This window comes from Jilunia laotingensis, from assembly GCF_014385165.1.
GTDB lineage: Bacteria > Bacteroidota > Bacteroidia > Bacteroidales > Bacteroidaceae > Bacteroides > Bacteroides laotingensis.
Map to the genome: position 1 here is coordinate 3,832,529 of NZ_JACRTF010000001.1, position 26,212 is coordinate 3,858,740.

27 protein-coding genes and 1 pseudogene are annotated in these 26,212 nt (G+C 39.7%); 20 read left to right on the forward strand and 8 right to left on the reverse strand.

All coding sequences use genetic code 11. The annotated features are described in order from the left end of the window. Positions 1-3 precede the first annotated feature (3 nt). The gene (locus tag H8744_RS14915) at positions 4-177 is read left to right on the forward strand and encodes a hypothetical protein (RefSeq protein WP_262435591.1); all 174 of its coding nucleotides are present in this window, start codon (positions 4-6) and stop codon (positions 175-177) included. 174 nt (positions 178-351) lie between these two features. Here H8744_RS14915 and H8744_RS14920 read toward each other — a convergent pair whose 3' ends face one another. Both H8744_RS14920 and H8744_RS14925 read right to left on the reverse strand, forming a co-directional pair. After that, positions 352-924 (reverse strand): phosphatase PAP2 family protein, encoded by a 573-nt coding sequence (locus H8744_RS14920; protein WP_262435592.1) that lies wholly within the window; start codon positions 922-924, stop codon positions 352-354. 236 nt (positions 925-1,160) lie between these two features. Next, positions 1,161-2,663: a glutamine synthetase family protein gene (locus H8744_RS14925; RefSeq protein WP_262435593.1), complete on the reverse strand. Its 1,503-nt coding sequence runs from the start codon at positions 2,661-2,663 to the stop codon at positions 1,161-1,163. A 246-nt stretch (positions 2,664-2,909) separates the two neighbouring features. On the opposite strand from H8744_RS14925, the gene H8744_RS14930 reads away from it, so the two are divergent. Together H8744_RS14930 and H8744_RS14935 are read left to right on the forward strand one after the other, a co-directional pair. After that, the gene (locus H8744_RS14930) at positions 2,910-4,118 is read left to right on the forward strand and encodes an MFS transporter (RefSeq protein WP_262435594.1); all 1,209 of its coding nucleotides are present in this window, start codon (positions 2,910-2,912) and stop codon (positions 4,116-4,118) included. A 5-nt stretch (positions 4,119-4,123) separates the two neighbouring features. Further along, positions 4,124-4,786 (forward strand): SanA/YdcF family protein, encoded by a 663-nt coding sequence (locus H8744_RS14935; protein ID WP_262435595.1) that lies wholly within the window; start codon positions 4,124-4,126, stop codon positions 4,784-4,786. Positions 4,787-4,968: 182 nt separating this feature from the next. On the opposite strand, the gene H8744_RS14940 is transcribed toward H8744_RS14935, so the two are convergent. Continuing rightward, positions 4,969-5,508, reverse strand: coding sequence for a flavodoxin family protein (locus tag H8744_RS14940; protein WP_262435596.1), 540 nt, complete (start codon positions 5,506-5,508; stop codon positions 4,969-4,971). Positions 5,509-5,763: 255 nt separating this feature from the next. On the opposite strand from H8744_RS14940, the gene H8744_RS14945 reads away from it, so the two are divergent. Then, positions 5,764-7,257 (forward strand): IMP dehydrogenase, encoded by a 1,494-nt coding sequence (locus H8744_RS14945; RefSeq protein WP_262435597.1) that lies wholly within the window; start codon positions 5,764-5,766, stop codon positions 7,255-7,257. A 153-nt stretch (positions 7,258-7,410) separates the two neighbouring features. Here the strand turns inward: H8744_RS14945 and H8744_RS14950 are convergent, their stop codons facing one another. Then, positions 7,411-8,004, reverse strand: a complete 594-nt coding sequence (locus H8744_RS14950; protein WP_305067512.1) for a DJ-1/PfpI family protein — start codon at positions 8,002-8,004, stop codon at positions 7,411-7,413. Positions 8,005-8,179: 175 nt separating this feature from the next. Here H8744_RS14950 and H8744_RS14955 point away from each other — a divergent pair, with 175 nt between their 5' ends. Then, on the forward strand, positions 8,180-8,455 hold the full coding sequence (locus H8744_RS14955) for a zinc ribbon domain-containing protein (RefSeq protein ID WP_262435599.1): 276 nt from the start codon (positions 8,180-8,182) through the stop codon (positions 8,453-8,455). Positions 8,456-8,593: 138 nt separating this feature from the next. Here the strand turns inward: H8744_RS14955 and H8744_RS14960 are convergent, their stop codons facing one another. From H8744_RS14960 to H8744_RS14970, 3 genes are all read right to left on the reverse strand, one after another. Continuing rightward, positions 8,594-9,910 (reverse strand): MFS transporter, encoded by a 1,317-nt coding sequence (locus H8744_RS14960; RefSeq protein WP_262435600.1) that lies wholly within the window; start codon positions 9,908-9,910, stop codon positions 8,594-8,596. Positions 9,911-10,591: 681 nt separating this feature from the next. Continuing rightward, complete coding sequence (locus tag H8744_RS14965; RefSeq protein ID WP_262435601.1) at positions 10,592-11,686, reverse strand: toxin-antitoxin system YwqK family antitoxin; 1,095 nt, start codon at positions 11,684-11,686, stop codon at positions 10,592-10,594. Between the two features lie 117 nt (positions 11,687-11,803). Next, positions 11,804-12,577 carry a response regulator transcription factor gene (locus tag H8744_RS14970; protein WP_262435602.1) on the reverse strand — a complete coding sequence of 258 codons (774 nt, stop codon included), beginning with the start codon at positions 12,575-12,577 and terminating at the stop codon, positions 11,804-11,806. 110 nt (positions 12,578-12,687) lie between these two features. On the opposite strand from H8744_RS14970, the gene H8744_RS14975 reads away from it, so the two are divergent. Further along, the gene (locus H8744_RS14975; protein ID WP_262435603.1) at positions 12,688-13,347 is read left to right on the forward strand and encodes a DUF1349 domain-containing protein; all 660 of its coding nucleotides are present in this window, start codon (positions 12,688-12,690) and stop codon (positions 13,345-13,347) included. 158 nt (positions 13,348-13,505) lie between these two features. Here H8744_RS14975 and H8744_RS14980 read toward each other — a convergent pair whose 3' ends face one another. Beyond that, positions 13,506-14,198: an HAD family hydrolase gene (locus tag H8744_RS14980; RefSeq protein ID WP_305067513.1), complete on the reverse strand. Its 693-nt coding sequence runs from the start codon at positions 14,196-14,198 to the stop codon at positions 13,506-13,508. Positions 14,199-14,319: 121 nt separating this feature from the next. Between H8744_RS14980 and H8744_RS14985 the strand changes: the two are divergent. The 14 genes and pseudogenes from H8744_RS14985 to H8744_RS15050 all read left to right on the forward strand — a co-directional run bounded on the left by H8744_RS14985 (position 14,320) and on the right by H8744_RS15050 (position 26,125). Continuing rightward, positions 14,320-14,788, forward strand: a pseudogene (locus H8744_RS14985) (hypothetical protein). A 183-nt stretch (positions 14,789-14,971) separates the two neighbouring features. After that, positions 14,972-15,151, forward strand: coding sequence for a Lin1244/Lin1753 domain-containing protein (locus H8744_RS14990; protein WP_262435605.1), 180 nt, complete (start codon positions 14,972-14,974; stop codon positions 15,149-15,151). A 21-nt stretch (positions 15,152-15,172) separates the two neighbouring features. Further along, a complete protein-coding gene (locus tag H8744_RS14995; protein ID WP_262435606.1) occupies positions 15,173-15,346 on the forward strand; it encodes a hypothetical protein in 174 nt (57 codons plus the stop codon). Positions 15,347-15,808: 462 nt separating this feature from the next. Continuing rightward, positions 15,809-16,372: a flavodoxin gene (locus H8744_RS15000; protein WP_262435607.1), complete on the forward strand. Its 564-nt coding sequence runs from the start codon at positions 15,809-15,811 to the stop codon at positions 16,370-16,372. A 14-nt stretch (positions 16,373-16,386) separates the two neighbouring features. After that, complete coding sequence (locus tag H8744_RS15005) at positions 16,387-17,238, forward strand: aldo/keto reductase (RefSeq protein WP_262435608.1); 852 nt, start codon at positions 16,387-16,389, stop codon at positions 17,236-17,238. Positions 17,239-17,383: 145 nt separating this feature from the next. Beyond that, positions 17,384-17,728, forward strand: coding sequence for a TIGR04076 family protein (locus H8744_RS15010; RefSeq protein WP_262435609.1), 345 nt, complete (start codon positions 17,384-17,386; stop codon positions 17,726-17,728). A gap of 93 nt (positions 17,729-17,821) precedes the next feature. Next, on the forward strand, positions 17,822-18,943 hold the full coding sequence (locus H8744_RS15015; RefSeq protein WP_262435610.1) for a DUF362 domain-containing protein: 1,122 nt from the start codon (positions 17,822-17,824) through the stop codon (positions 18,941-18,943). A gap of 58 nt (positions 18,944-19,001) precedes the next feature. Further along, entirely contained in the window at positions 19,002-19,511 is a 510-nt protein-coding gene (locus H8744_RS15020; RefSeq protein WP_262435611.1) for a hypothetical protein, read from the forward strand. A 5-nt stretch (positions 19,512-19,516) separates the two neighbouring features. Beyond that, positions 19,517-19,912, forward strand: coding sequence for a phosphoribosyltransferase (locus H8744_RS15025; protein ID WP_262435612.1), 396 nt, complete (start codon positions 19,517-19,519; stop codon positions 19,910-19,912). A 29-nt stretch (positions 19,913-19,941) separates the two neighbouring features. Then, the gene (locus tag H8744_RS15030) at positions 19,942-20,871 is read left to right on the forward strand and encodes a DUF362 domain-containing protein (protein WP_262435613.1); all 930 of its coding nucleotides are present in this window, start codon (positions 19,942-19,944) and stop codon (positions 20,869-20,871) included. Positions 20,872-20,875: 4 nt separating this feature from the next. After that, a complete protein-coding gene (locus H8744_RS15035; protein ID WP_262435614.1) occupies positions 20,876-22,399 on the forward strand; it encodes a 4Fe-4S binding protein in 1,524 nt (507 codons plus the stop codon). Positions 22,400-22,556: 157 nt separating this feature from the next. Beyond that, a complete protein-coding gene (locus tag H8744_RS15040) occupies positions 22,557-23,366 on the forward strand; it encodes a patatin-like phospholipase family protein (protein WP_262435615.1) in 810 nt (269 codons plus the stop codon). Further along, the gene (locus H8744_RS15045; protein WP_262435616.1) at positions 23,354-24,412 is read left to right on the forward strand and encodes a Gfo/Idh/MocA family oxidoreductase; all 1,059 of its coding nucleotides are present in this window, start codon (positions 23,354-23,356) and stop codon (positions 24,410-24,412) included. The genes H8744_RS15040 and H8744_RS15045 overlap by 13 nt, the downstream gene beginning before the upstream one ends. 15 nt (positions 24,413-24,427) lie before the next feature. Beyond that, positions 24,428-26,125, forward strand: coding sequence for an alpha-amylase family glycosyl hydrolase (locus H8744_RS15050; RefSeq protein ID WP_262435617.1), 1,698 nt, complete (start codon positions 24,428-24,430; stop codon positions 26,123-26,125). The last annotated feature ends 87 nt before the right edge of the window (positions 26,126-26,212 follow it).

Here is a 26,212-nt window from a genome sequence, read left to right on the forward strand (position 1 = left end):
AATATGAGTTTGCGAAAAGAATTAGAGCATCTAGTATCCCTTGCTCAGGAACGGATTAAAAAAGCACCGAAAGATACCCCTAAGGAAATTCTTGAATTATGGGAAAAAGATTTAGTGGATCTGGAGTTGGAACTCAATAATCTATCAGATGCGGAAGAAGATAATAACGAGGACTGACATACCTGATATTAAATTGAAAGTTTCAGTTCTGTGATCGCATCTATTTATACCTTAGGTATAAATAGATGCGATTGATTGAGTTTTACCGAAAAAAGCGTTTGATAAGGGAGACTGGTTAAAAAAATTAGGCTCCTTTATTTATTAACATAAAGGTATAAAAAGAAGGTTTGACTATCTGTTTTTTCTCCTAAATAGCCTGTCCGTAAAATAATAAGCTGTTTCTACTGACATAATGCCAATGATAGCACCCGCACTTACATCACTCAGCCAATGCCGGTTGTTTAATATCCTCGATGCACCGGTGACAACAGCCGGAAAGAAAGCAACCACGCTTATCCATTTAGAAAGGTGTTTATATTCTTTGTAAAGTATACACGCAGATGTGAATACGGTAGCGGTATGCCCCGAAGGGAAAGATAAGAAGTCAGAACTGTCCGGACGTAATACTCCTGCTACTGATTTTATAGTACAGACTACCAATCCCATAAGTGCAAATGAAAAGAGGAGTGAAACAAACATTTTTTTCCAATTACTGCGACTTTTCACACCGGATAGCTTCAAAATAAATAATACTGCCAATGGAAAATACGGCAGAAAATCATCATAACGATAATCAAAGGATGGCAAATGTATATTACGCAGATTATAGAAATATTGACTGGCGCTTTCTAAAACGCCTAATCTCAGTAAAACGATCATTATGGCACTGATAAAAAGCCAAAAAAATAGTCTGCGAGTCTCCATACTAAACTTGTTTTTAAAATAGTTCTTGCATTTTCGTGCTAAAGATAAAAATAACAAATGACTCGACTACATCATGAGAGGATATTTAGAATTGTTTATATTTTCCTTCAGCAATGAGACACTGTTATATTCAAAACAGCTATTGATCTTATACTTCTCAAAACAGAAAGAGACTGTACCAGAAACTAATAAAGTCCCGATACAGTCTCCCCTACCCTTAAAAAAAATCTGACCTGTTATCCGCAATGGAAGTATTCTTCCACTAATTCTATCATTTCTGCCGGTTTATCTTCAATGTCGCGACGTAAAGTAGCATCATTGTATGAACGTAGTTTCTTGATAATACCATCAATCATTGCCGGGCTGAACACGTTATGGCCTTCGAAGAAGGCCCGCTGTTTTTCAAGGCAGTCGGCTGATGCAGCGCAGCTGTCCGGCAATTGTGCCAATGCTTTCAGCTTATCGGCATTTTCTTTCTGATGGATATTTACATTGACATAGGTCTTCTCAGCCACTTCAAGAGCATTTTCCATCTCAAAACCATGACGGCAGGCAACTGCAAGACCGGCAAGCAGTTGATAAAGATCTGCCGAACCATCCGGTGAGCGCATCTCTACTGTCTGCTTTTGTGTCGTGTCGTAATGGCTTTCCGATTCTAGCGGATTTGCCAACACACACATATCTGTCTTGGCAGACCATCCCAATGGGACACGTACCAGGACTGAACGGTTGCGGTCGCCCCAACATACGTTGGTCGGTGCTTCCTGATGCGGTACCAACCGGAAATAAGAGGTCGGGTTCGTATTTCCAAATGCAGTGATAGACGGTGCAAGCTCCATCATGCCGGCAATGGCCTTACGTGCTGTTTCGGACAAAATACCATTAGTCAACATCTGATTTTTACCATCTTTCATGATACGCATGTGGATATGCAGGCCTGAACCTGCTTTTCCGGCAGTTATCTTCGGTGCGAAAGTAATGTTATAGCCATAACTGTATGCAAGATTACGAATGACCCATTTGGCAATCATCAACTGATCGGCTGCCTGCTCTGCAGGCACAGGAAGGAATTCTATTTCATTTTGTTCATAGATCTTACCATCCAATGTGAAGTTACCTACTTCGGAATGACCATATTTAATTTGACCACCGGTTTGTGCTATGTACGACATGCATTCCGTGCGGAAGTCATTGAATTTGGCATACGGTCCCGATTCATGATATCCTTTCTGGTCTGTTGCAGGGAACATTCCATCATCTTCGGAGATCACGTAATATTCCAACTCTCCCATTGCCTGAAATTCCATGCCCGTCACTTCACGGAAAGCTTTGCACGCTTTGCGTAAGGTATATTCGGGAGAACTTTCCAAAGGCTCGCCATCCTTATTGAAGAAGGAACAAAGCATCGATACCGTAGGCAGTTCAGCGAAAGGATCGACAAAAGCGGTACGGAAACGTGGGATGACATACAAGTCACTGCTGCCTGCTTGAATAAACGGGAACAGACTGGAACCGTCCACACGTTCACCACAAGTTAAGATAGCATCCAAATAAGCTGCATTATTGATTACAAAATTCAGTGTTTTCAGTCGTCCGTCAGCAGCGGGATACATGAAATTGACCATCTGAACGTCATTCTTCTGAATATAAGTAATGATGTCTGCTTTCGTAAATTCGGAAGCCGGTTTTTGAAGAAAAGCCACCAAACGATTGGGGTTCATTGCTAATTCTTGGTTCATAATATTCGGTTATTTTAATTGTTATTTGGCTAACAGTTTTATTTCGTACCAAAGATAGCAAAAAGTTAGTAAAATAAGCAAGATGAAGCGAAAATAAATTGATCATGCTTAACAAATGATATGTATTTGGCTGTTTATTGTCGTTTTCCAGCTATTTAACTCTCTCTGTTTTATAAATTTCACCGGAAATGCAACATATTTTGTAACTTTGCATCCCATAATTATAATGATGATTCTATAAATATAATGGCAAAGAATCCACAACGTCCCGTAAGCTCCATAGCTTTCCCTATTTTAGTTGCATTGAGTATCTCACACTGCCTGAACGATCTATTGCAATCTGTAATCACGGCAACCTATCCTTTGTTCAAAACAGATTTAGCATTGAGTTTTGCACAAATAGGATTGATCACATTAGTTTATCAGATGTCCGCATCTGTTTTCCAACCTGTATTCGGGTTGTTTTTTGATAAGCACCCCATTGCTTGGACACTTCCGGCAGGCATGTTATTCACAATGACTGGATTATTGAATCTTGCTTTTGCAGGAAATCTTTATTGGGTTCTTTTCTCGGTATTTCTGATAGGTATCGGTTCTTCCGTTTTGCACCCCGAGGCATCACGCATCACATCCTTGGCTTCTGGTGGTCGTAGAGGTTTGGCACAATCATTGTTTCAGGTGGGTGGAAATCTGGGCGGTTCGTTGGGTCCCTTGTTGGTCGCCATTTTGGTCGCTCCTTATGGTAGAGGTCATATCGCAGTGTTTGCCATACTTGTTTTAACGGCTATTATCGTGATGGTTCCTGTTTGCAAATGGTACAAACGTTATCTGGAAAGGATCAAGCGTGAACCGGAAAAGATGGAAACTCATCTTGCGATGCCGTTGCCAATGGGTAAAACGATTCTAGCCATCAGTATTTTGCTCATCCTAATTTTCTCCAAATACATCTATATGGCAAGTCTGAACAGCTATTATACTTTCTATCTTATTCATAAATTCGGGGTGAGCGTGCAACAATCACAACTCTTTCTTTTTATATTTCTGATTGCTACAGCTATCGGCACGTTAGTGGGTGGTCCCCTCGGTGATCGTATCGGAAGAAAATATATCATTTGGATTTCCATTTTGGGTACTGCACCCTTCAGCTTATGGATGCCACATGTCGGTCTGGCCGGGACAGTGATGCTCAGCTTCTGTGTAGGATTGATGTTGTCATCCGCTTTTCCCGCTATTCTGCTCTACGCCCAGGAGTTGCTTCCTAATAAACTTGGATTGATTTCCGGGCTGTTTTTTGGTTTCGCTTTCGGAGTAGCGGGTATTGCATCTGCCGTATTAGGTAATATGGCCGATAAATTCGGTATTGAATCCGTATATAACACATGTGCCTTCATGCCCCTTCTCGGATTTGTAACTTGTTTCTTACCTAATCTGAAAAAAAGAATTGCATTAAAATAAATGATATGAAAAAACCAGGCAAATTACATAAGTGGCAAAGGAGAATCAAATGGGCTGTTCCGACAGGGTTCATTCTTATAGCAGCCATTATCGTGGCAGCTAATTATGTGGTAGAATATAATACGGAAGAATTTGTTTATAAAGATCTTACTGCCATACCTTATAATAAAGCAGGATTGTTGTTAGGTACATCTAAAACATTGAAATCAGGTCTTCCTAATCAGTATTTCCTGAACCGGATAGGAGCAGCTATTGCCCTGTTCGAATCAGGAAAAATTGATGTGATAGTGATTAGTGGAGATAATAGCACTGAAGGATATAATGAACCTGAGGATATGAAAACGGAGCTTCTCAAGCGAGGAATTCCGGAAAACAAAATACATTTGGATTATGCCGGATTTAGGACATTAGATTCGGTTATCCGCATGGGGCAAATTTTCGGTCAGACTCGTTTCACTGTCATCTCCCAGGATTTTCATAACCGGCGTGCCATTTATATCGCACATGCCAAAGGATTCGAAGCAGTGGGATATAATGCCAAAGATGTCGATGCCTATAGTGGCTTCAAAACACAGGTCAGAGAAAAACTGGCAAGGGTCAAAGTCTTTTTAGACTTGTTTACTAACAAAGATCCTAAATTTCTGCGGGAAAAGGTAGTAATCGAATAGAAAGATAAGCCACCCTATTAATTTGAAACTTCTCTCTATTTGCATCTTTCCAGCGGAATTTTCTTATTTGACAGATAGAAACAATGTCAATGTCATATTTATCATTTGGAAAAGACAAAGGATTAAGTCACTTGTTATGTAACTTATTCCTTTGTTTTACTGACATTTCAACGATTGATCCATTAGACATCCTTACCCATCCGATAGGCTTCTTGCATGGCAGATTTATCTTTTATCTCCCCTACTTTCCATGCTCCGACTCCATATATAACACCTTTCTCTACCGGCCCCTCCAGGCAATCAAGAAATCCACGGAAGCCGTCGATCGTGCGTTCCATCATTCGGATTTCTGATTCTGCCGCTGCCACGATGAAATAAAACTCTTTATCTTTTATCTCAAGATAGCGCGCACAACAACGATCGATTAAGGTTTTCATCTGAGCGCACATGGTGTAAAAATAAACGGGAGTTGCCATTACGATCACATCGGCAGCAATCATTTTCTCAACCACTTCTGCCGCATCATCTTTCTGAGGGCATGGCTTGCCATACATGCTGCAAACGCTACATCCGGTACAATAATTAATTTGTTTGTCTTTCAGGAAAATCTTTTCAACCTCATTTCCTACTTCCAATGCACCTTTCATGAATTCATCGCACAAAACATCCGAATTTCCTCCCTGACGAGGACTGGATGAAAGCATCAATACTTTCTTACTCATTATTCTTGTATGTTATCAATTATATTGCTATTTCGATTATTTCACTCATTAGATTAAGACCGTTAAGTCTGTTTATAATTTCACAATGCAAAAATAGAGAAGAATAAGTAATAACCTTGTAGATATTTTACAGATTGTCGTACCTATTTTACAGATAAACAAGAAAACAGGAAGTTTTCAGAAAAAAAGTTCTCTTTGTAACTTCCGGTTTTAAAAAAATGCGTAATTTTGCACGCCATAAAAATAAAAGAATTTATGGCAATTTACGTAGAAGAAGTTTCCAGAACATTTGGTGAATATTTGCTTATTCCCGGTCTTACCACTAAACAGTGTGTCCCCTCCAACGTCTCTTTGCGGACACCATTAGTCAAGTATAAAGTGGGTACATCCCCAGCAATCGAATTAAACATCCCTTTCGTTTCAGCGATCATGCAATCCGTCTCAGGTTCGGAACTGGCTATTGAATTGGCACGCAACGGAGGACTCTCTTTTATCTTTGGCTCGCAACCCATTGCCAGTCAAGCGGAGATGGTACGGAAAGTAAAGAAATTCAAAGCCGGCTTTGTGACCAGTGATTCCAATTTGACTCCGGAACACACATTGGAAGACGTATTGCAATTGATTGAGCAAACCGGGCATTCCACAATCGGCATCACAGATGACGGTACACCGAACGGTAAATTGCTCGGACTGGTTACCAGTCGCGATTACCGTATTTCAAGAGATTCACGCGATAAGAAAGTCAAAGACTTCATGACACCTTTCGACAAGCTGATTGTCGGTGAAGTCGGGCTTACACTGAGTGATGCAAACCAGATCATTTGGGATCACAAGTTGAACACTCTTCCTGTGATCGATAAGAACCAGCATCTGGCATACTTCGTTTTCCGAAAAGATTATGACAGCCATAAAGAGAACCCAAACGAAGTTTCGAGCCCTGATAAAAAACTATTGGTCGGTGCAGGAATCAATACCCGTGATTACGAAGAGCGTGTTCCCGCATTGGTGGAAGCAGGTGCAGACGTTCTCTGTATCGACTCTTCGGACGGCTATTCGGAATGGCAGTATGAAACGCTGAAATGGATAAAGGAGAAATATGGAGATAAGGTATTGGTAGGTGCTGGTAATGTGGTGGACAAAGACGGATTCTTCTATCTGGCCGAAGCCGGAGCTGACTTTATAAAAGTAGGTATCGGTGGAGGTTCTATCTGCATTACCCGTGAACAGAAAGGAATTGGCCGTGGGCAAGCTACTGCATTGCAGGATGTTGCAAAAGCTCGTGATGAATACCAGGCACGTACAGGTATCTACATTCCGATCTGTAGCGATGGTGGTCTGGTACATGATTACCATATGGTGCTGGCTCTCGCTATGGGGGCAGACTTCCTGATGATGGGACGTTATTTTGCCCGTTTCGATGAATCTCCTACTAAAAAGCTTTGTATCAAAAATAATTATGTGAAAGAGTATTGGGGCGAAGGTTCCAATCGCGCACAGAATTGGCAACGTTATGATATGGGCGGAACAGCTTCCTTGAAATTCGAAGAAGGCGTGGACAGCTATGTTCCTTATGCTGGTAAGATGAAAGACAATTTGGCTGTGACATTAGGCAAAATGCGTGCAACCATGTGTAGTTGTGGAGCAATAACCATCCCTGAGTTACAGAAAAATGCAAAGATCACGATGGTTTCATCAACCAGTATTGTAGAAGGTGGGGCGCATGACGTGATATTGAAAGATAAAGCATAAAACGAATGTTTGCTCACGAAAAACGCTCTTTCTCATGAAAGGGCGTTTTTTTTATTCAGAATGTCCAGGGCTATTTCTTATCCACAAACCTGATAAACAATTCTTCTCTTAGACGAGTAGTTCTTCAATTGACATATATGATTCCCGGAAATATTATCTCACGAAACCATTCTTCGCAAAATCATAATATCCATCAATTTTTTCTACCGCATCAGCCTCTAAAAGCAATAGCAGTTCACGGGTGAATTCCAGATATGCCATACCATTTGCGGTTACGATTCTTCCATCGCTTACAGCTTGTATTTCTTGATAACCTGCATGATTGGTATACCGTTCACCGCCCCATAATTTTAATTGTGGAAGGGTATTACCCGTATGCTTTACTTCATTTAAAAAACCATGAGCTGCCAAAAAAGAAGCAGCATTACATATGGCTCCCACTATTCTGCCCCGCTTTATTGCATCTTCAACCAAAGGTACTACTTGTTCCGCTTCCTTTGAATTCCATTGCATCCCTCCAATCAGAATCAACGCTGCATAAGTGTCCGGTATAGTTAGGAAACTATAATCAGGTGCCGTGTGGAATCCACCCAAAGAAGACACTTCGTCAAGTGTCGGAGCGATTGTTTTAACTACATATTTCACTTCACTCCCCGGCATCACCCCTGTATTTAACGAAGATGCCAGAAATGCACCTTCCCAGTCTGCGTATTCATTCAGCAAGAGAAACAATACTTCTTTTTTCATCATTGAATCTTATTAAATTTGTTCACGCGGCAAATGTACATAATAAAAAAGGAGTTTCTTATCATTTTCTCCAATTAAATAAAATACAAATAAATCACAAATCGGCAAGATTGTACAACACTTCGCTTCTATAATTTACCTACCTTTGCTTTTGAAAAAATTAAATAAAACGATTATGGAAACAAAGTATTGCCAAAGCTGTGGTATGCCATTGCAAAAACAAGAAGAACTGGGGACAAACCGTAATGGAAGCAAAAATGAAGAGTATTGCTGCTATTGCTATAAAGATGGTGCATTTACTATGGATTGTACCATGGATCAGATGATTGAACATTGCGCGCAATTCGTTGATGAGTTTAATAAAGATTCCGGTGTAACTTATACAAGAGAGAAAGCAATTGCCGAAATGAAAGCATACTTTCCCACATTAAAACGTTGGGCGGGGAAATAATAGTAAACATCGTATGGTGGAGACAGATACAGTTCATATCTATTCAACATATATGTATATTGGTGAATATGAACTGTGTCTGCTAAACTTAAAAGCTGAATAAATCACTTTCGGAGAAAAGCTAAATTAACGCTATGGCTATTTAAATTTTGAATTCGGATGATGATGTATCAGGTTTATAATGGAAACCATCCGAAGTTTTCCTATTCTGTTGAAATGGGGTTTCTTTTCTGCTATCTTTTCTGTTGAAACTACAGATATTATAAATGCAAATGCTACGAACAATACAATAACCCATACAAATGGATTCCATCCATATGTGGAGAGTACAATACCGGTCAATGATCCCATGATACTGGATCCGACATAATAAAACAACCAATAGAGACACGTGGCACTACTTTTTGCATATTGTGCATTACCGGCTACAATTCTGCTTGCCATCGTATGTGTACTGAAAAAAGCAAATGTAATGACACCGAGTCCTAATATAATTGTCCAGAGTTGCATGATCAGCAATAACAATAAGCCTACGAGCATAAGTATAATTGCTCCCCTCAATAGAATAACCGGATCATATTTATCTGAAAGTTTACCCGTAACGATGGAACCGGCCACCCCTACCGTATACATCATAAAAATCATAGCTACAATATAATGAGGCAGGCCGAACTGTGGAGATTCCAAAATGAAGGACAGATAATTGTATATGCTTACAAAAGCTCCCATAACCAATGCTGCAATCATGTACATTCCCAAAAACATAAACTTTCCAAGAAAGCTCGACATTTGGCTTAGTTTGTCCTTGATGTGTACCCGACTTGGAGAGAAATTTGTTGAAGAAGGAATCTTTCGAACAAAAATGATGCCAAGTAGTAAACTGATCACTCCTATTACAAAGGCAGCATAACGCCAATCACTCCAACCGGAAATAAGCGTGCCTGTCACACGCCCCATCATCCCTCCTATTGTATTTCCACTTAGATACAAGCTGATAGCCAAACCAATGACAGAAGCGCTGACTTCTTCGGATAAGTAAGCCAATGCAACCGCAGACACTCCCGAAAGAACCATTCCCTTCAGAAAATTTATTATTAAGAGCATTGGGAAGCTCCAAACAAAAGCAGATGCAATGGTCAATAAGGATGAAACGACAAGGGTAAATCCCATCAACTTTTCACGTGAAATGCAATCTGCTTTAAAGGCGAAAATGAATAATCCTACAGCCATACCAACTGTCGATACTGAAACTGCCAGGCTACTCATCACCGGGGTTATATGAAATGAAGTACAAAGTTCCGAAAGCATCGGTTGGAATAAATATAATTGTGCAAAGACGGAAAGCCCTGATATAAATATGCAATTCCTTATTCTTCGGAAAGCTTTGGAATCCTTGGCTACTTTTTCTCTCCCATTTACAATTGTTGAGCAACTATATTTATTTATTGATTTCATAATCAGTCCATTTTATATGCAAATGTACATATAAAATAGAAACATGTATTCTTGCAAAAAGTTTTTTTCAGTGAGATCCATTGATTATTCAAAAGTCGAATATATACGGAAGCAAAAAGCACACATATTTATCCCAATTCGTAACCCAAATTCTCAAATGTATAGAATGTCAAATCTCAGAAATGCAGATGAAACAGGATATGAAAGACAAAACAAAAAGACTCTAAGAGAAATAATCCGATTAATATTGATTACGTTATTAATAAGACACGATCTTCCTGTGATTTATTTAGTAACTGATCGACTAACTTATATAATGTATATTGAATTAAGTAACAGATTAAAATTATGGATATAAATAAACTATTTAATGATGTATCAACTATTCTAAGTAAAAATGATTTTTTACGCTATCTTTTAATAATAGGGATTATAGCCTTTTGTGCTTTAATGTTTTATAATATCGGTAAATGTGTAGGAGTTTGGTTTGCCTAATTTTATGTATTCAGTGTCTAATTATAATCTCTTATACCTTACCTTCTATTCCATGCCTGCACATTCGCCCTAAGACACGACTGCCCATTGATGCAAATAATATTATCATGCATAATATAAGTATTAAATTATTTATTTTCGAGATCAAATAAGTAATTTAATACTATCTTTCTAAGATTAAAGATCTTATTCATCCCATTCTTTCTCCAACTTTCCGTTTATGTCGTAACGTGACCATCGTCCTATTTTGTAATCATTCTTATATTCCCCTTTCTCACGTAGTTGTCCATTTTTCACATATATGGCTTCATATGGTCCATGCCGGTGTCCTTTCAGATAAGTTGTGGTTTCTATAAAGTCAAATTGATTACTGACCACTAATACTTTTTCTTTCCCGTTTAACTTACCATTTTCATATTCGCCTTCCCGCTTGACTGCACCGGTTTCATAATCCAAATCTTTACAAATACCGTGTTTCTTATCATTACGGTAATTATATTCTTTCAGACGCTGACCTTTGGTTCCGAATGTTACTGATAGTCCATTCAACTCATCATTATCATAGCTTTCTATTTTCAACGTATCTCCCAATTCATCGAATTTTATCCAACGGGCTACCTTTTTGCCGGCTTTGTAATATCCCTTCAAACGTGGAGCGCCATCCATGTAGGTCTGAATATATTCTCCTTCAGCAAGTCCGTTTATATAACAAGAATTCTCTATATAATCATAAGTACCTGTTATGTGACGCATTTGTTTACCCTCGGGTAGTCCATCTTTATAATTGCAATCTTTCACCAATTTGCCGTCATGATCGTAACGACGGTCGATGCCATCTTCTTTTCCTGCTTTATATTCTTTTTCTGTTTCTACTGTTCCATCGGAATAATATGTCTTTTTCATACCATCCAACTTCCCATCGGCGTAGTTTGTCTCTGTCTGAAGTTTACCGTCGTAGGATGAATATTCCTTGAAAGTACCATTTTTACGTCCTTCTTTATATGTCCCTTCAGTACGAAGTTTATTGTATTCGTACTCTTGATACGTACCGTCATAAAATCCGTCTTTAAAACCGGCAAGAAGGTAGGCTGAATGATATCCATCGATGATACGATGTTCACCATTTAGCGATTTTTCTTTTTTAGCATCGCGGAAAAGCAACCGCCCATCGCCCACATTCACAACAGTTATTTCTTCTATTTTGTACTTTTTCTGTGCCATGACAGTTGGCGCATTACACATGCAAGCAATAAGAACCGTTGTAATTACCCAGATTTTCATTCTCATCATTTTTATATTTCTATTGCATGAAACCGTTATATTCTCCATATATAATAGTTCAAAGATACACACAATATGTGAAAACAACTCCTAAAAACCGTATAAAATCACTTCATGCTACAATAATTTCATCAGCTCTGCCGCACGGCATGCTTCTATTGAATTGCTAACTGACAGTTTTTCAAGAATATTTTGACGGTGTCGGTTTACGGTATTCACGCTGATACACAATTCAACGGCAATTTCCTTGCTCGGCATCCCTTTCCGTATAAAGCGTAAAATTTCTTTTTCACGTTCTGAAAGGATATTCCGATGTTCCTCCGAAAACGAATGAGTTTCAACCATGCCGCTTTCCATCTGCGTAATGGTAGGGTAGATCCCTTGCTCTGCACGTTGGTCTGCAGCAAGTGAATATGAACAGAATATAAGCCATACATTGCCATCAGGCGTATTTTCCATAATTTGGACCAAGTTATCGACATACTGATATTCTTCACTCTTATTCCTCATTCGCAAACGGCACCTTCCCCGGTATTTCAATCGTTCTATGGGAGGAAGTGCAAACGTTTTTTGGAAGAATGAATATTCCAGCAAGCGTTTCTCGACCAGATCTTCCGGATGAATACGCCTGTATATGTAATCTTCATCCATCGAATCTATCATATCTAGAGCAGATTCGGCCGGAGTCAAACCTAAAAAATTAGCCCAAGGATGAACAGACACGTAACTCTTCCGGTTTGATAAATCGGAAATCACTGCACATCCTCCATTGATCTTCGTCAACGAACGAATGAACCGAAGCTTCTCTTCTAATATTTGTTTATCCAACCCTGTATGATCTATCTCTTGGGTTGCATATACTTCTTCTATTTCTTTTTGTAATACGTCCATTCTATAAAATGGTTATTATTCAGTATTGCTGCTTTATAAAATACAGTGTAATTTTGCCGCACAAAGATATGCAAATGCCTTAATTAATGAACGATGAAATATAAGTGATTATGAAGTGCCTGAAAATTAATTTAATTTCGCTTGCTCTGCTGGCGGTAACTAACATGATGGGACAAAGTTTAGAGAAAATGAATTGGTTGAACGAACCGGAGCATTGGGAAATAAAAGGTGGAAAAACACTTGTAATGGATGTTCCTGCCAAAACTGATTTTTGGCGTATATCCCATTACGGCTTTACTGTAGACGACGGGCCTTTCTATTATGCTGTCTATGGGGGTGAATTTGAAGTCAAGGTTAAAATAACAGGAAATTATGTTACTACTTTTGATCAGATGGGGCTTATGATACGCATTGATCATGAAAACTGGATAAAAGCAGGAGTAGAATATGTAAACGGAAAGCAAAACGTTAGCACTGTCGTTACACACAAAACGAGCGACTGGAGCGTAGTTCAACTACCGGATGCGCCTCGTTCTCTTTGGATCAAAGCAGTTCGTCGTCTGGATGCTGTAGAAATTTTCTATTCGCGAGATGATAAAGATTACATCATGACGCGTACCTGCTGGTTACAGGATAATTGTCCTGTAATGATCGGCTTAATGGGGGCATGTCCGGATGGAAAGGGATTCATAGCTACGTTTGAAGAATTTAAAGTAACTCCTTTACCGGATTTACGTCGTTTGGAATGGGCAAAGAAACAGGGAAAATGACAATCTTCATTTGCCGTTCTTAAAAAAGATTGAGATTCCGACAAAAATAGGAGGGTTCAACTTACATTTACCGGTAATGATAATGAAGCGTACTCCCAAAAGTCGGAAATTCAACTACGAGAGTACGCTTCATCTTTCCATCAAGTGAAACCATTTATTCAAAGTAGTTCTTTCAATAGATCCCTTATGTTATTCAATCGAATAAAACGAGGATGATCTATCTCACCTTCAAATTGTTCGTGCTGCCACGTAATGTGATAAGGTATGTGGGCGGCATGGCCTCCTAATTCCAGTACGGGAATAATATCTGAATTAATAGAATTACCTATCATCATGAACTGTTGCGAAGAACAGTTTAATGTATCGAACAGTTTCGAGTAATCTGCCGTTTTCTTATCACTCATTATTTCGATATGGGAAAAATAATCCTGTAATCCCGAATTTGATATTTTCCTTTTCTGATCAAACAAATCTCCTTTAGTGGCCAACACTAACACGTATTTTTCACTCAGTTGAGATAAAACCTCTTCTACACCATCCAACAGTTTGATCGGTCTTTGCAAAAGCTCTTGGCCTTGCTTAATAATCTCGCTTATCCAATGCCCATTGACATCGCCATTGGTAACACGACAGATTGTTTCAATCATGCTTAACATCATACTTTTCAATCCGTATCCGTAAATATGTAAGTTTTTCATTTCCGTCTTGAAAAGTTCTTGTGAAGCCTCAGAGTCTGGTAAGTATTGGATTAACAGTCTACAAAATGCTTTCTCAAATTCCTGAAAATAAAGTTCATTCTCCCACAGAGTATCGTCTGCATCGAAAGCAATAAATTCCACTTCATTTTTCATCAATTCCATCTTTCTTTTTTGTTATTTGCATGCAAAAGTAATCATTTTTTTAAATAGTCTATTAAAAAGAATATAATCTTGCAAATTATAGCGACCTTTGTAATTGAAACTCAATATATCAATTACAAAGGCAAAAATTACCGTTCAAAATACAGACATTAGCGTTATCAAGTACAATGAGGAAGACTACATTAGCCTTACAGACATGGCAAGAAGCCAACTGCAAGAACATATTATCTTCCGTTGACTTAGCCTTAAAAGCACTATCAAATATCTTGGCGAATGGGAAATGCTGTATAACTCCGATTTTAATTGTACCGAATTCGGTACAATTAAAAATGCAGCGGGAAGTAACAATTTCGTGCTTTCGGTAATGGAGGGAAGCTAATCCCGAACTGAAAGGAAATATCCGTGATTATGCTACTATCAACGAACTGATCTGTCTGTCAAATATGGAGAACCTAAATGCTGTGTTTATCGAACAGAATATGGCACAAAGAGAGCATCTTGTTAAGCTAAACCAAATAGCCATTCATCAAATGAGTATATTGGAAAGTGGTGATAATCGCAGTCGTAAGTTATTGAAATAAAGAATTACGAAAGGTAATAAGAATTACGATTACGAACAGTTCCTTGAACCAATGTGCAAATTCATGACATAAAAACGATTGTCACGAATCTGTAAAATCATACTTGCCTGTTTCCGCAATGAATTCATAACTTTGCGGTTGGTCAATGCAACGAAGTATTCTACCATAAATCACACATTCATTATGAAGAATGACCAATTTACCCCGTTTCCTGTCTGCCACATGGCGAATGACAACATCCTCCAGCTTATTGAAGAATGTGGCATGGAGGGTTATGGTATTTACATCGCATTGGTATGCGAAATACGTCTACGGGATGACTATCGCTGCCAAATGAAATCGATCACTGCATTGGCACGCTGATGGAGTTGTACACCGGAATGTTTGAAGAAAGTGATTTGTAACTTCGGACTTTTCCAGTTGGAAGAGGCAGACGGAAATACATTTTTCCGCTCTCCGTTACTGGAATCGGTCATGGAACCTCTGAAAAGAAAACGGGCTCAGTGTGCGGAAAAAGGTAGGAAAGGCGGAAGAAAACCTAAAGAAAAAATGGAGTAAGCAAGAAAGGATAGTATTGAGGAGCAATTGATTAAAAATGAATTGAAAGAGATATTTTTCCGAAATAATCACTGATGAGAAAGCTAACTGGAAAGCTAACGCGAAACCGAGTGAGAAACCGAACGTGAAAGCCCCCTTAAGTAGCATAGTATAGAAGAGTAAAGAATAGAAGAGTAGAGGACAGTAGAGAAAAAGAAGAGCAGAAACCGAAAAAAGAAAAACAAACCTCCCCTCCTCCTCCTCCACTTCATTTTTCTTGGGAAAGAGGCATTAGTGCCACCGTCATCGGAATGGAGCGAAGAATTAAGTTTATAGCAATTGCAGTGTCGATGTAAGTGGTGAAATCATTAACGAACTATTAATATAAGTAATTTTGGTAAAAGTATCAGTAATCTGTCTATAAACTTTTTATACGAAATGCCCTAATTTTGTTGCATCAAAAAAACATTAATCAGAAAAGGTATGAAAACTAAAATCTTTTTATTAACTGCAATAATTATAACGATGTTCGGAGTAAATTCAGCAGCGCAGAATAAATCTGCCCAAAAGAAAGTATTGATTGCATATTTTTCTCGTTCGGGCAATACCCGTACCCTGGCGAACCAGATCAAGGATATTACCAATGGAGATATTTTTGAAATTCAAATGTCTAAAGCCTACCCTGAAGAATATAGTGCATGTACGGAAGTAGCAAAAAGAGATAAAGAAACCAATGCCCGTCCGGAATTAAAGGCAAAGGTCCACAATCTAGATACATATGATGTTGTTTTTATCGGTTATCCCAATTGGTGGGGCACAGCTCCGATGATAATATGGACTTTCATGGAAAGCCATAATTTATCAGGAAAAACGCTTATACCGTTCTGTACTCATGGTGGCGGAGGCGAGCAGAATTGCTTTACAGACTTAGCCGATCATGCCGGAAAAGCCGACATATTGAAAGGATTCACTGTGAGTGGCAGCAGGGCAAAGTCCGTAAAGCCGCAAATAGAAAGTTGGTTACACGAAATTGGTATTGTAAAATAAATAATTTAAAAGATATGGAAACAGTAAGATTGAATAATGGTGTGGAAATGCCGATTTTAGGATTCGGTGTTTATCAAGTAACAGATGCAAATGAATGTGAACAGTGCGTCTATGATGCCATCATGACAGGATATCGTTTAATCGATACAGCGGCTGCTTATATGAATGAAGAAGCTGTTGGACGCGCTGTCAGAAGAAGTGGTATTCCCCGAGAAAATCTTTTTATCACAACTAAACTTTGGACTCAGGATGCCGGATACGAGAATGCTAAGAAGGCGTTTAAGAAGTCGATGGATCGTCTTGGACTCGACTATCTTGACTTGTATCTCATACATCAACCTTTTGGAGATTATTACGGCTCTTGGCGTGCAATGGAAGAGTTGTATAAAGAAGGTAAAATACGGGCTATAGGTGTTTGCAACTTTTATCCGGACCGGCTGGTCGACCTGATTTCACACAATGAAATTGTTCCTGCGGTCAACCAGATAGAAACTCATCCCTTTTTTCAGCGTATAAAGGAGCAGGCATTGATGGAAAGCCGTGGAGTCCAGATTGAATCATGGGGGCCTTTTGCCGAAGGAAAGAACAATTTATTCCAAAACGAATTTCTAAAGAACATAGGGCACCAATATGGTAGGACGATAGCACAAGTGGTATTGCGTTGGTTGATCCAACGTGGTGTGGTTTGTATCCCTAAATCTGTTCACAAAGAGCGTATAATAGAGAATTTCAATGTATTCGACTTCACTTTATCCGACGAAGACATGAAACTAATAGCTTCATTGGATACTAAAGAAACTTCATTTCTTTCCCATTATGATCCGGAAACAGTGGAATGGTTGGGCAATGTTAAATTTGATATTTAAAAGATACATGCTCTCTATTCTATCAGATTAATTGGGAAAATATATCATGAAGGCACGATACTTTTTCTAGGAAAGCATGGTACCTTCATATTTATTGTATATATTTACAAACAAAATTTGCATGTGAATTACATTATCCATTATTATGAAAAAAGTAAAAATTACAGTATTAAAGACAACTTTGGATAAAGAGTTAGCCGAGGAATATGGGGTGAAAGGCTTAACGGCATGTCCTATGTTGCAGGAGGGACAAGTCTTTTTGGCTGATTATGCCAAACCGGAAGGTTTCTGTGACGAAGCTTGGAAAGCAATCTACCAATATGTTTTTGCTTTGGCACACGGATCGGGCAAAGAAGTGTTTTATTATGCTGACTGGATTAGAAAACCGGGAATTGCCATTTGTAGCTGTAATGATGGATTACGACCGGTGATCTTCAAACTTGAATCAACAGACGAAGAATCTCATATTGAATACGCTCCAATCCGATGATCTATAATGACTGCTGTGCAGTGACAATATAAACACATTTAAGTATCACCACCATAATACAAAGAAATCGTTGTATGCTACAATAATATAAATATGGAAACATCAAAAGTTTATTTTACAAACCTACGTACGACTCCTACTTCCAATCTGCTCGACAAAATGGAACGACTGGTAAAGAGAGCAGGTATCGAAAAGATTCCTTTTAAGGACAATTTCGTAGCTATTAAGATCCATTTCGGTGAACCCGGGAATCTGGCTTATATACGACCAAATTATGCCGCAAGAATGGCTAACGTACTACGTAACTTGGGTGCAAAACCCTTCCTCACCGATTGTAATACGCTCTATTCCGGTCACCGTGCAAATGCCGTGGATCATTTACAAAGTGCGATGGAGAACGGATTCAATCCGATCTCTGCCCAATGCCAAGTGATCATTGCCGACGGATTGAAAGGTACGGATTGCAGAGAAATCCCTTTAGACGGTGAATATTGCAAAGCCCCTAAAATAGGAACTGCTATTGCCGATGCAGACATCATAATCAGTATGAATCATTTCAAAGGTCATGAACAAGCCGGATTTGGTGGAGCATTGAAAAATCTAGGCATGGGATGTGCCAGCGTCGGTGGTAAACTGGAATTGCATAGCGCCTCACAACCCCGGATAGATATCGGAAATTGCAGGAGTTGCAACATCTGTGTAAAGCATTGTGCCCATGATGCCGTACATCTGAATGCTGACCGCAAAGCTGAAATAGATTATGACAAATGTATCGGATGCGGACAATGTGTAGCTCTTTGCCAATACGATGCTGCCGTGATGGGTGCCGGGGATACTTCGGAACGCATGAACTACAAAATAGCCGAATATTCGCTTGCCGTAGTCAAAGGGAAACCACATTTCCATGTTAGTTTTATAATGAATGTGTCGCCCGAATGTGACTGCTGGAATCATAATGATGCCGCAATTGTACCCGATTTGGGAATACTGGCATCCTTCGATCCGGTGGCTCTGGATAAAGCATGTGCCGACCTTGTTATTCAGTCACCGATTTTACACAGTGAAAACCGTTTATCCGATAAACATGATCATGAAGATCTTTGCGGAAGGGATAAATTTCACCTGATGCACCCCGATACCGATTGGCTTGCAGGGTTGAAACATGCAGAAAAAATTGGTCTAGGAACAATGAATTACGAATTAATCCGTATTTAAGATTAAACCATTCTTTTAAAATATTATCTTATAATTAATAATGTCATCAATAAACAATATGGAAACAACAGCAAAACTTTATTCACTGAATTACAGCAACATTAAGACGTACTTGTTCGCCCTGCTATTTGTTGCAGGAAATATTGCATTTCCCCAGCTTTGCCATCTGATCCCTGCAGGAGGCCCGACTCTATTACCTATTTACTTTTTCACGCTAATTGCCTCTTATAAATATGGTTTCCGTGTGGGGTTACTGACAGCTATCTTGTCACCGATAATCAATCATTTACTCTTTACCATGCCCGCAGCTTCCGTATTACCGGCAATATTGATCAAATCTTCTTTGCTGGCAGGAACTGCCGCCCTTGCAGCACGGTATGTCAAAAAGATCTCTTTATTGGCAATCCTTGCCGTAATACTATCTTATCAAATAGTAGGCAGCGCATTCGAATGGGCACTTGTAGGAGATTTCTTTGCAGCCGCACAAGACTTTCGAATGGGAATTCCGGGAATGCTCATTCAGTGGTTTGGTGGATATGCATTGTTAAAAGCAATCGCTAAACTATAACGATTATGGCGAAGACTTTTGATGAAGTGATGGAACGTTTTCGCTCTATCACTTTCCGTGACGAGTTTGATATCATAGTTGCTATCGCCAATGGCGGTATTGTTCCGGCAGCCATTCTCAATCAACGCTTACAAAAAGAAATCTACCTGTTGAAGATCAATCTGAGAGATGAATATCAACATCCGAAGTATGAGCGGCCTAAACTGTTGTCGCCAATAGATTTTGACTACAAGAATAAACGTATCTTATTGGTCGACGACCGGATAAAAACCGGATCGACCATAAAATTGGCGAAGGAACTGATGGACGAAGCCGCCACGATCAAGACTTTTGCAGTTAACGGAAATGCGGATTATGCTCTCTATGATGAAGCATGCTTCAAATTTCCCTGGATCATCTGATAATGAAGAATTTTAAAATATAATTCAATATGGATAGAAGGGATTTTCTCAAAACAGTAGCGATTGCAAGTGCAGCAATGACCATACAACGTTCGGAAGCGATGGACGTTTTGACTCAAGCCGTGAATAATACCGGTAAACCGGATCTTGTAGCTGTAATGGGAGGTGAGCCGGAAATAATGTTCCGTCGAGCGATCACCGAACTGGGCGGTATGAAACAGTTCGTAAAACCAGGTCAAAGGGTCGTTGTAAAGCCCAATATCGGATGGGACAAAGTACCGGAATTGGCCGGGAATACGAATCCCAAACTGGTTCAAGAGATCGTGAAACAATGTTTTGATGCCGGTGCTAAAGAAGTGACCGTATTCGACCACACCTGTGATGATTGGCAGAAATGTTACAAGAACAGTGGCATCGAGGCTGCGGCAAAAGCTGTCGGGGCAAAAGTAATGCCTGCTCATCTCGAATCATACTATCGACGGATAGATCTTCCAAAAGGCAAGAGCATGAAGCATGCTAAAATACATGAAGCCATTCTGAATTGTGATGCCTGGATCAATGTTCCCATCCTTAAAAACCATGGAGGAGCCAATCTCACCATCTCAATGAAAAATCATATGGGCATTGTATGGGATCGGGGCTATTTCCATCAGAACGACTTACAGCAATGTATTGCCGATATCTGCACCATGCAGAAAAAGGCCGTATTGAATGTAGTAGATGCATACCGTATCATGAAGACGAATGGCCCGCGAGGACGTTCTGCATCGGATGTGGTACTTTCAAAAGGACTCTTCGTTTCACCAGATATTGTCGCTGTGGACACAGCCGCTGCCAAGTTCTTCAATCAAATACGTGATATGCCTTTAGATACAGTCGGACATCTGGCAAAAGGGGAAGCACTGAATATCGGTACGATGAATCTTGATAAACTGAACATAAAGCGAATTAAGTTATAAAACAATGTTGAGAAAAATACGTGTTATTATATCTGTGGTGCTTTTTGCACTCATAACGTTCTACTTTCTGGATTTTGCGGATATCCTGCCAAACAGTTTCCATCGTTTGGCACATATCCAGTTTGTTCCGGCATTTTTATCCCTCAGTTTGGGAATACTGGTATTCTTGATTGTTTTAACGTTGATTTTCGGACGTATTTATTGTTCCTCCATCTGTCCAATGGGTATTTTTCAGGATATGGTTGCCTGGATTTCCAAAGTAACATCCAAAAAGAAAAAGAGATACAGTTACAGTCCTGCAAAAAACATACTGCGATGGAGCATTGTAGGTATAGCGACATTAGCAACCCTTATGGGATTCACATTCATATTGGCTTTGCTCGACCCTTATAGTGCTTACGGACGTATCGTAACGAATGTGTTCAAGCCGGTATACATGTCAGGTAATAATCTTCTCGAATCTGTTTTTTCACGTTTTGAGAATTATACTTTTTATCAGGTAGATGTTGCCATATTAAGTGTCGCATCATTTGTAATTGCACTGGTCACATTTTGCATCATCTTCTATCTGGCTTGGAAACATGGACGGACCTGGTGCAATACGATATGCCCTGTAGGAACTCTGTTAGGATTCGTCGGCCGTTTCTCCATTTTCAAGGTTCGCATAGATTTTGAAAGATGCAATGGTTGCGGACAATGCGCCACCAAATGTAAGGCTGTCTGTATTAACAGCAAAGAACATGCGATTGACTATAGCCGGTGTGTCGATTGTTTCGATTGCCTAGAGGCTTGCAATAAACATGCATTAGTATTCGCCCCTTCTCTCTCTTCATTAAGGAGACAGGAAAAATCGGATGCATCAAAACGTCGTTTTCTAGTGGCAGGAGCAATGGCTGCCACAACACTACCTAAAGCCCTGGCACAAGTGAAAGAGGCATCCGCCAGTCTGGAAGGGAAAAAATCACATAAAAGAGAAAATCCCATAACGCCTCCGGGATCGATAAGCCGTGATCATTTTGTACAGCACTGTACATCTTGCCATCTATGCGTCAGTAAATGTCCATCACATGTCTTAAAACCAGCATTTACGGAATACGGTCTGGCAGGAATAATGCAACCTACGGTTTACTTTGAAAAAGGGTTCTGTAACTTTGATTGTACCGTATGCGGTGATGTGTGTCCCAATGGTGCCATCAAACCGTTGACAATCGAACAGAAGCATCTGACCCAGATGGGACATGTTGTTTTTATAAAGGAAAACTGCATTGTCCTTACCGATGGTACAAGTTGTGGTGCCTGTTCGGAGCATTGTCCGACACAAGCCATTGCAATGGTGCCATATAAAGGGGGACTGACCATTCCTGAAATAAACACGGATATCTGCGTGGGATGTGGCGGATGTGAATATGTTTGTCCTGCCCGTCCTTTCCGTGCGGTATATATTGAGGGAAATCCGGTACAAAAAGAAGCAAAACCGTTTAAAGAGACAGAACAGGAAAAGGTAGATATAGACGATTTCGGCTTCTAAAAATCCACTATACTTTTGGGGAGTTAGCACAGATTATTTCTTTTAAGAAAGGTAATCTGTGCTAATCTGTGTAATTTGTGACGAGTTTTTTACTTATATCAAGTCCATCTTTGCATAATTTTACTAATTTCGTGGCGAACAATGAAATTTGAAGCAAATGGATGTAGTAACAAATGAGTGGGATAGCAAAAAATACCAGATAGGTTTTGCACTCAGTGGCGGATTCATAAAAGGATTTGCCCATCTGGGAGTGATGCAAGCTCTTCTAGAACATGATATCAAGCCGGATATTATTTCCGGTGTCAGCGCGGGAGCTTTAGCAGGCGCGTTTTATGCCGATGGCAATGAACCTCACAAAGTCGTGGAGTACTTTTCAGGACATAAATTCCAGGATTTAACTAAAATGGTAATTCCGAAAGTCGGATTATTCGAATTGAGCGAATTCATAGATTTCCTTAAAAGTAATCTGAAAGCCCAGAAATTGGAAGATTTACAGACTCCTCTTATTATTACTGCTACCGATCTTGATCATGGAAAGAGTGTACACTTCCATAAAGGAAGTATCGCTGAGCGTGTCGCAGCTTCATGCTGTATGCCGGTAATGTTCACTCCGGTCAAAATAAACGGAACACACTATGTGGACGGAGGCTTGCTGATGAACCTGCCAGTCACTACTATCCGAAGAGCTTGTGAAAAGGTGGTAGCCATCAACGTCAGCCCGCTGGAAGCGGAGAAATACAAAATGAATATTCTCAGTATAGCCCTGCGTTCCTATCATTTCATGTTTCGTGCAAATACTTTCCCGGCTCGTGAGAACTGCGATCTTCTTATAGAACCTTATAATTTGAATGGCTACAGCAATCGTGAGCTTGAAAAAGCTGATGAGATATTTGAACAAGGATATAGAGTTGGCAATGAAGTACTGGACGTACTTTTACAAGAAAAAGGAAGCGTATGGAAAAAATAAAAATAGGATTAGCTGCTTATGGAATGTCGGGACAAGTGTTCCATGCTCCATTCATCAGTATCAACCCCCATTTCGAACTTTATAAAATAGTAGAACGTAGTAAAGAGCTTTCTAAAGAGCGTTATCCGGAAGCTACTATAGTAAGAAATTTTGAAGAGTTGGTCGAAGATCCGGATATTGAAGTAATAGTAATCAACACACCGGATAGTACGCATTATGATTATGCCCGGATGGCACTCGAAGCAGATAAAAATGTTATTGTAGAGAAGCCTTTTACTTCGACAACCGAACAAGGGGAAGAATTGATTTCTCTAGCCGCTGAAAAAGGGCTAATGCTTAGTGTCTATCAAAATCGTCGTTGGGATGCCGACTATCAAACTGTACGGGAAATTATATCCGAAGGATTATTAGGCCGGTTAGTGGAGTATGAATCTACCTTTGCCCGTTACCGCAATTTTATCAAGCCTAACACTTGGAAAGAAACCGGCAAGTCTGGTGGTGGTCTCACTTATAATTTAGGTTCCCATCTCATTGACCAGACCGTCCAACTATTTGGAATGCCGGAAGCTATTTTTGCCGATATCGCCACATTACGAACCAATGGAGTCGTTGATGATTATTTCATGATCCACTTCCTCCGGCCGAAATTTGCACCGGAAGTAAAAGTAACACTAAAGGCCAGCTATTTGATGCGCGAGGCTGAACCCCGTTTTACGCTTCATGGCACATTAGGGTCTTATGTAAAGTACGGAGTCGATAAGCAGGAAGCTGCTTTACTACGTGGCGAAATGCCCAACCAACCTCGATGGGGAGAAGAATCAGAGCAGGAATGGGGACTCATTCATACCGAAATTAATGGAACTGAAATTCATCGAAAATATCCCAGTATTGCAGGTAATTATGGTGGCTTCTATCAAAACATTTACGAGTATCTACGTGAAGGTAAACCTTTATTAACCGGAGCAAAGAATATTCTGGATGTAATTCGCATCATTGAGGCTGCTTATCAGAGTCAGCGCGAAGGGAAAATTATCGAATTAAAATAAAACCTTATACATATTATGAATAACGAGAAGAAACTAATCATCTATCAGGTCTTTACCCGTTTGTTTGGAAACAATAATAATCATTGTATAAATAATGGGGATATTACTGTAAATGGTTGTGGTAAAATGACTGATTTTACCGCCAAGGCATTAGCTGAAATCAAGAAGCTGGGAACAACTCATATTTGGTATACCGGAATTATCGAACATGCTACACAGACCGATTACCGGCGATATAACATCCGTCCCGACCATCCCGCCATTGTCAAGGGTAAGGCTGGATCGCCTTACGCCATTAAAGATTATTATGATGTAGACCCCGATCTGGCAAGTGACGTACCGGGCCGTATGAAAGAATTTGAAAATTTGGTAAACCGTACACACCGTGCAGGCTTGAAAGTTATTATCGATTTCGTCCCTAATCATGTAGCCCGCCAATATCATTCGGATGTACAACCCGATGGGACGGTAGAATTAGGAGCAAATGATGATCCGAAATATGCTTTCAGCCCATACAACAATTTCTACTATATTCCACAATCGGAACTTCATGGTCAGTTTGATATGAAAGGTAGTGCCGCGGAGTCCTATCATGAACGTCCTGCCAAAGCTACCGGTAACAATCGTTTCGATGCATATCCCAACATTAATGACTGGTATGAAACGGTGAAGTTGAACTATGGGGTAGATTATCTGAATGGAGGAACTTGCCACTTCTCCCCCACTCCTGACACTTGGATCAAGATGTTCGATATTCTATTATTTTGGGCTTCCAAAGGTATCGATGGATTCCGTTGTGATATGGCAGAAATGGTTCCAGTTGAATTTTGGGAATGGGCTGTGCCACAGGTTAAAGAAAAATATCCTGATCTTATTTTTATTGCAGAAGTTTACAATCCGAATGAATATAAAAACTACTTATTTCGCGGCAAATTCGACTATCTGTATGATAAAGTAGGTTTGTATGATACGTTACGCAATGTAACCTGCGGGTACGAATCTGCCACAGCTATTACCCGTAGCTGGCAAAGTTTGGGCGGAATAGAAAAAAGAATGCTCAATTTTCTCGAAAACCATGATGAGCAACGAATTGCTTCCGATTTCTTTGCCGGTGATCCTCGGAAGGCAATTCCTGCCCTCATCGTTTCTACCTGTATGAACACCAATCCAATGATGATTTACTTTGGACAGGAATTTGGAGAGTTAGGCATGGATAGTGAAGGTTTCAGTGGACGAGACGGACGTACTACCATTTTCGATTACTGGAGCGTGGATACAATACGTCGTTGGAGAAATGGAGGAAAATTTGACGGTAAAATGCTCACCGAGGAACAGAAGCATCTATACGGCATTTATCAAAAACTTCTTAATCTTTGCAATGAAGAAAAAGCAATAGCTCAAGGGGTATTTTTTGACCTGATGTATGCTAATGTAGATGGATGGCGTTTCAATGAGCATAAACAATATGCCTTTATGCGTAAATATAAAAATGAAGTATTGCTGATAGCCGTAAATTTCGATGCTCAGCCGGTTGAGATTGCCATCAACATTCCGTCACACGCTTTCGATTTCTTGCAAATCCCACAGATCGATACTTATAAAGCTACTGATCTTCTGAGCGGAAAAACAGAAAACATCTCCCTGTTACCTTACAAGCCAACTGAATTGCCGTTACAGGGATATAATGGAAAAATATTGAAATTAACGTTGTAAAACGAAACATACAAAAATACGTATTTTATATCTATAGGAATAGGTATTTAACAGTATCTTAAATAGTATTTTAAGCACGGTTAAATA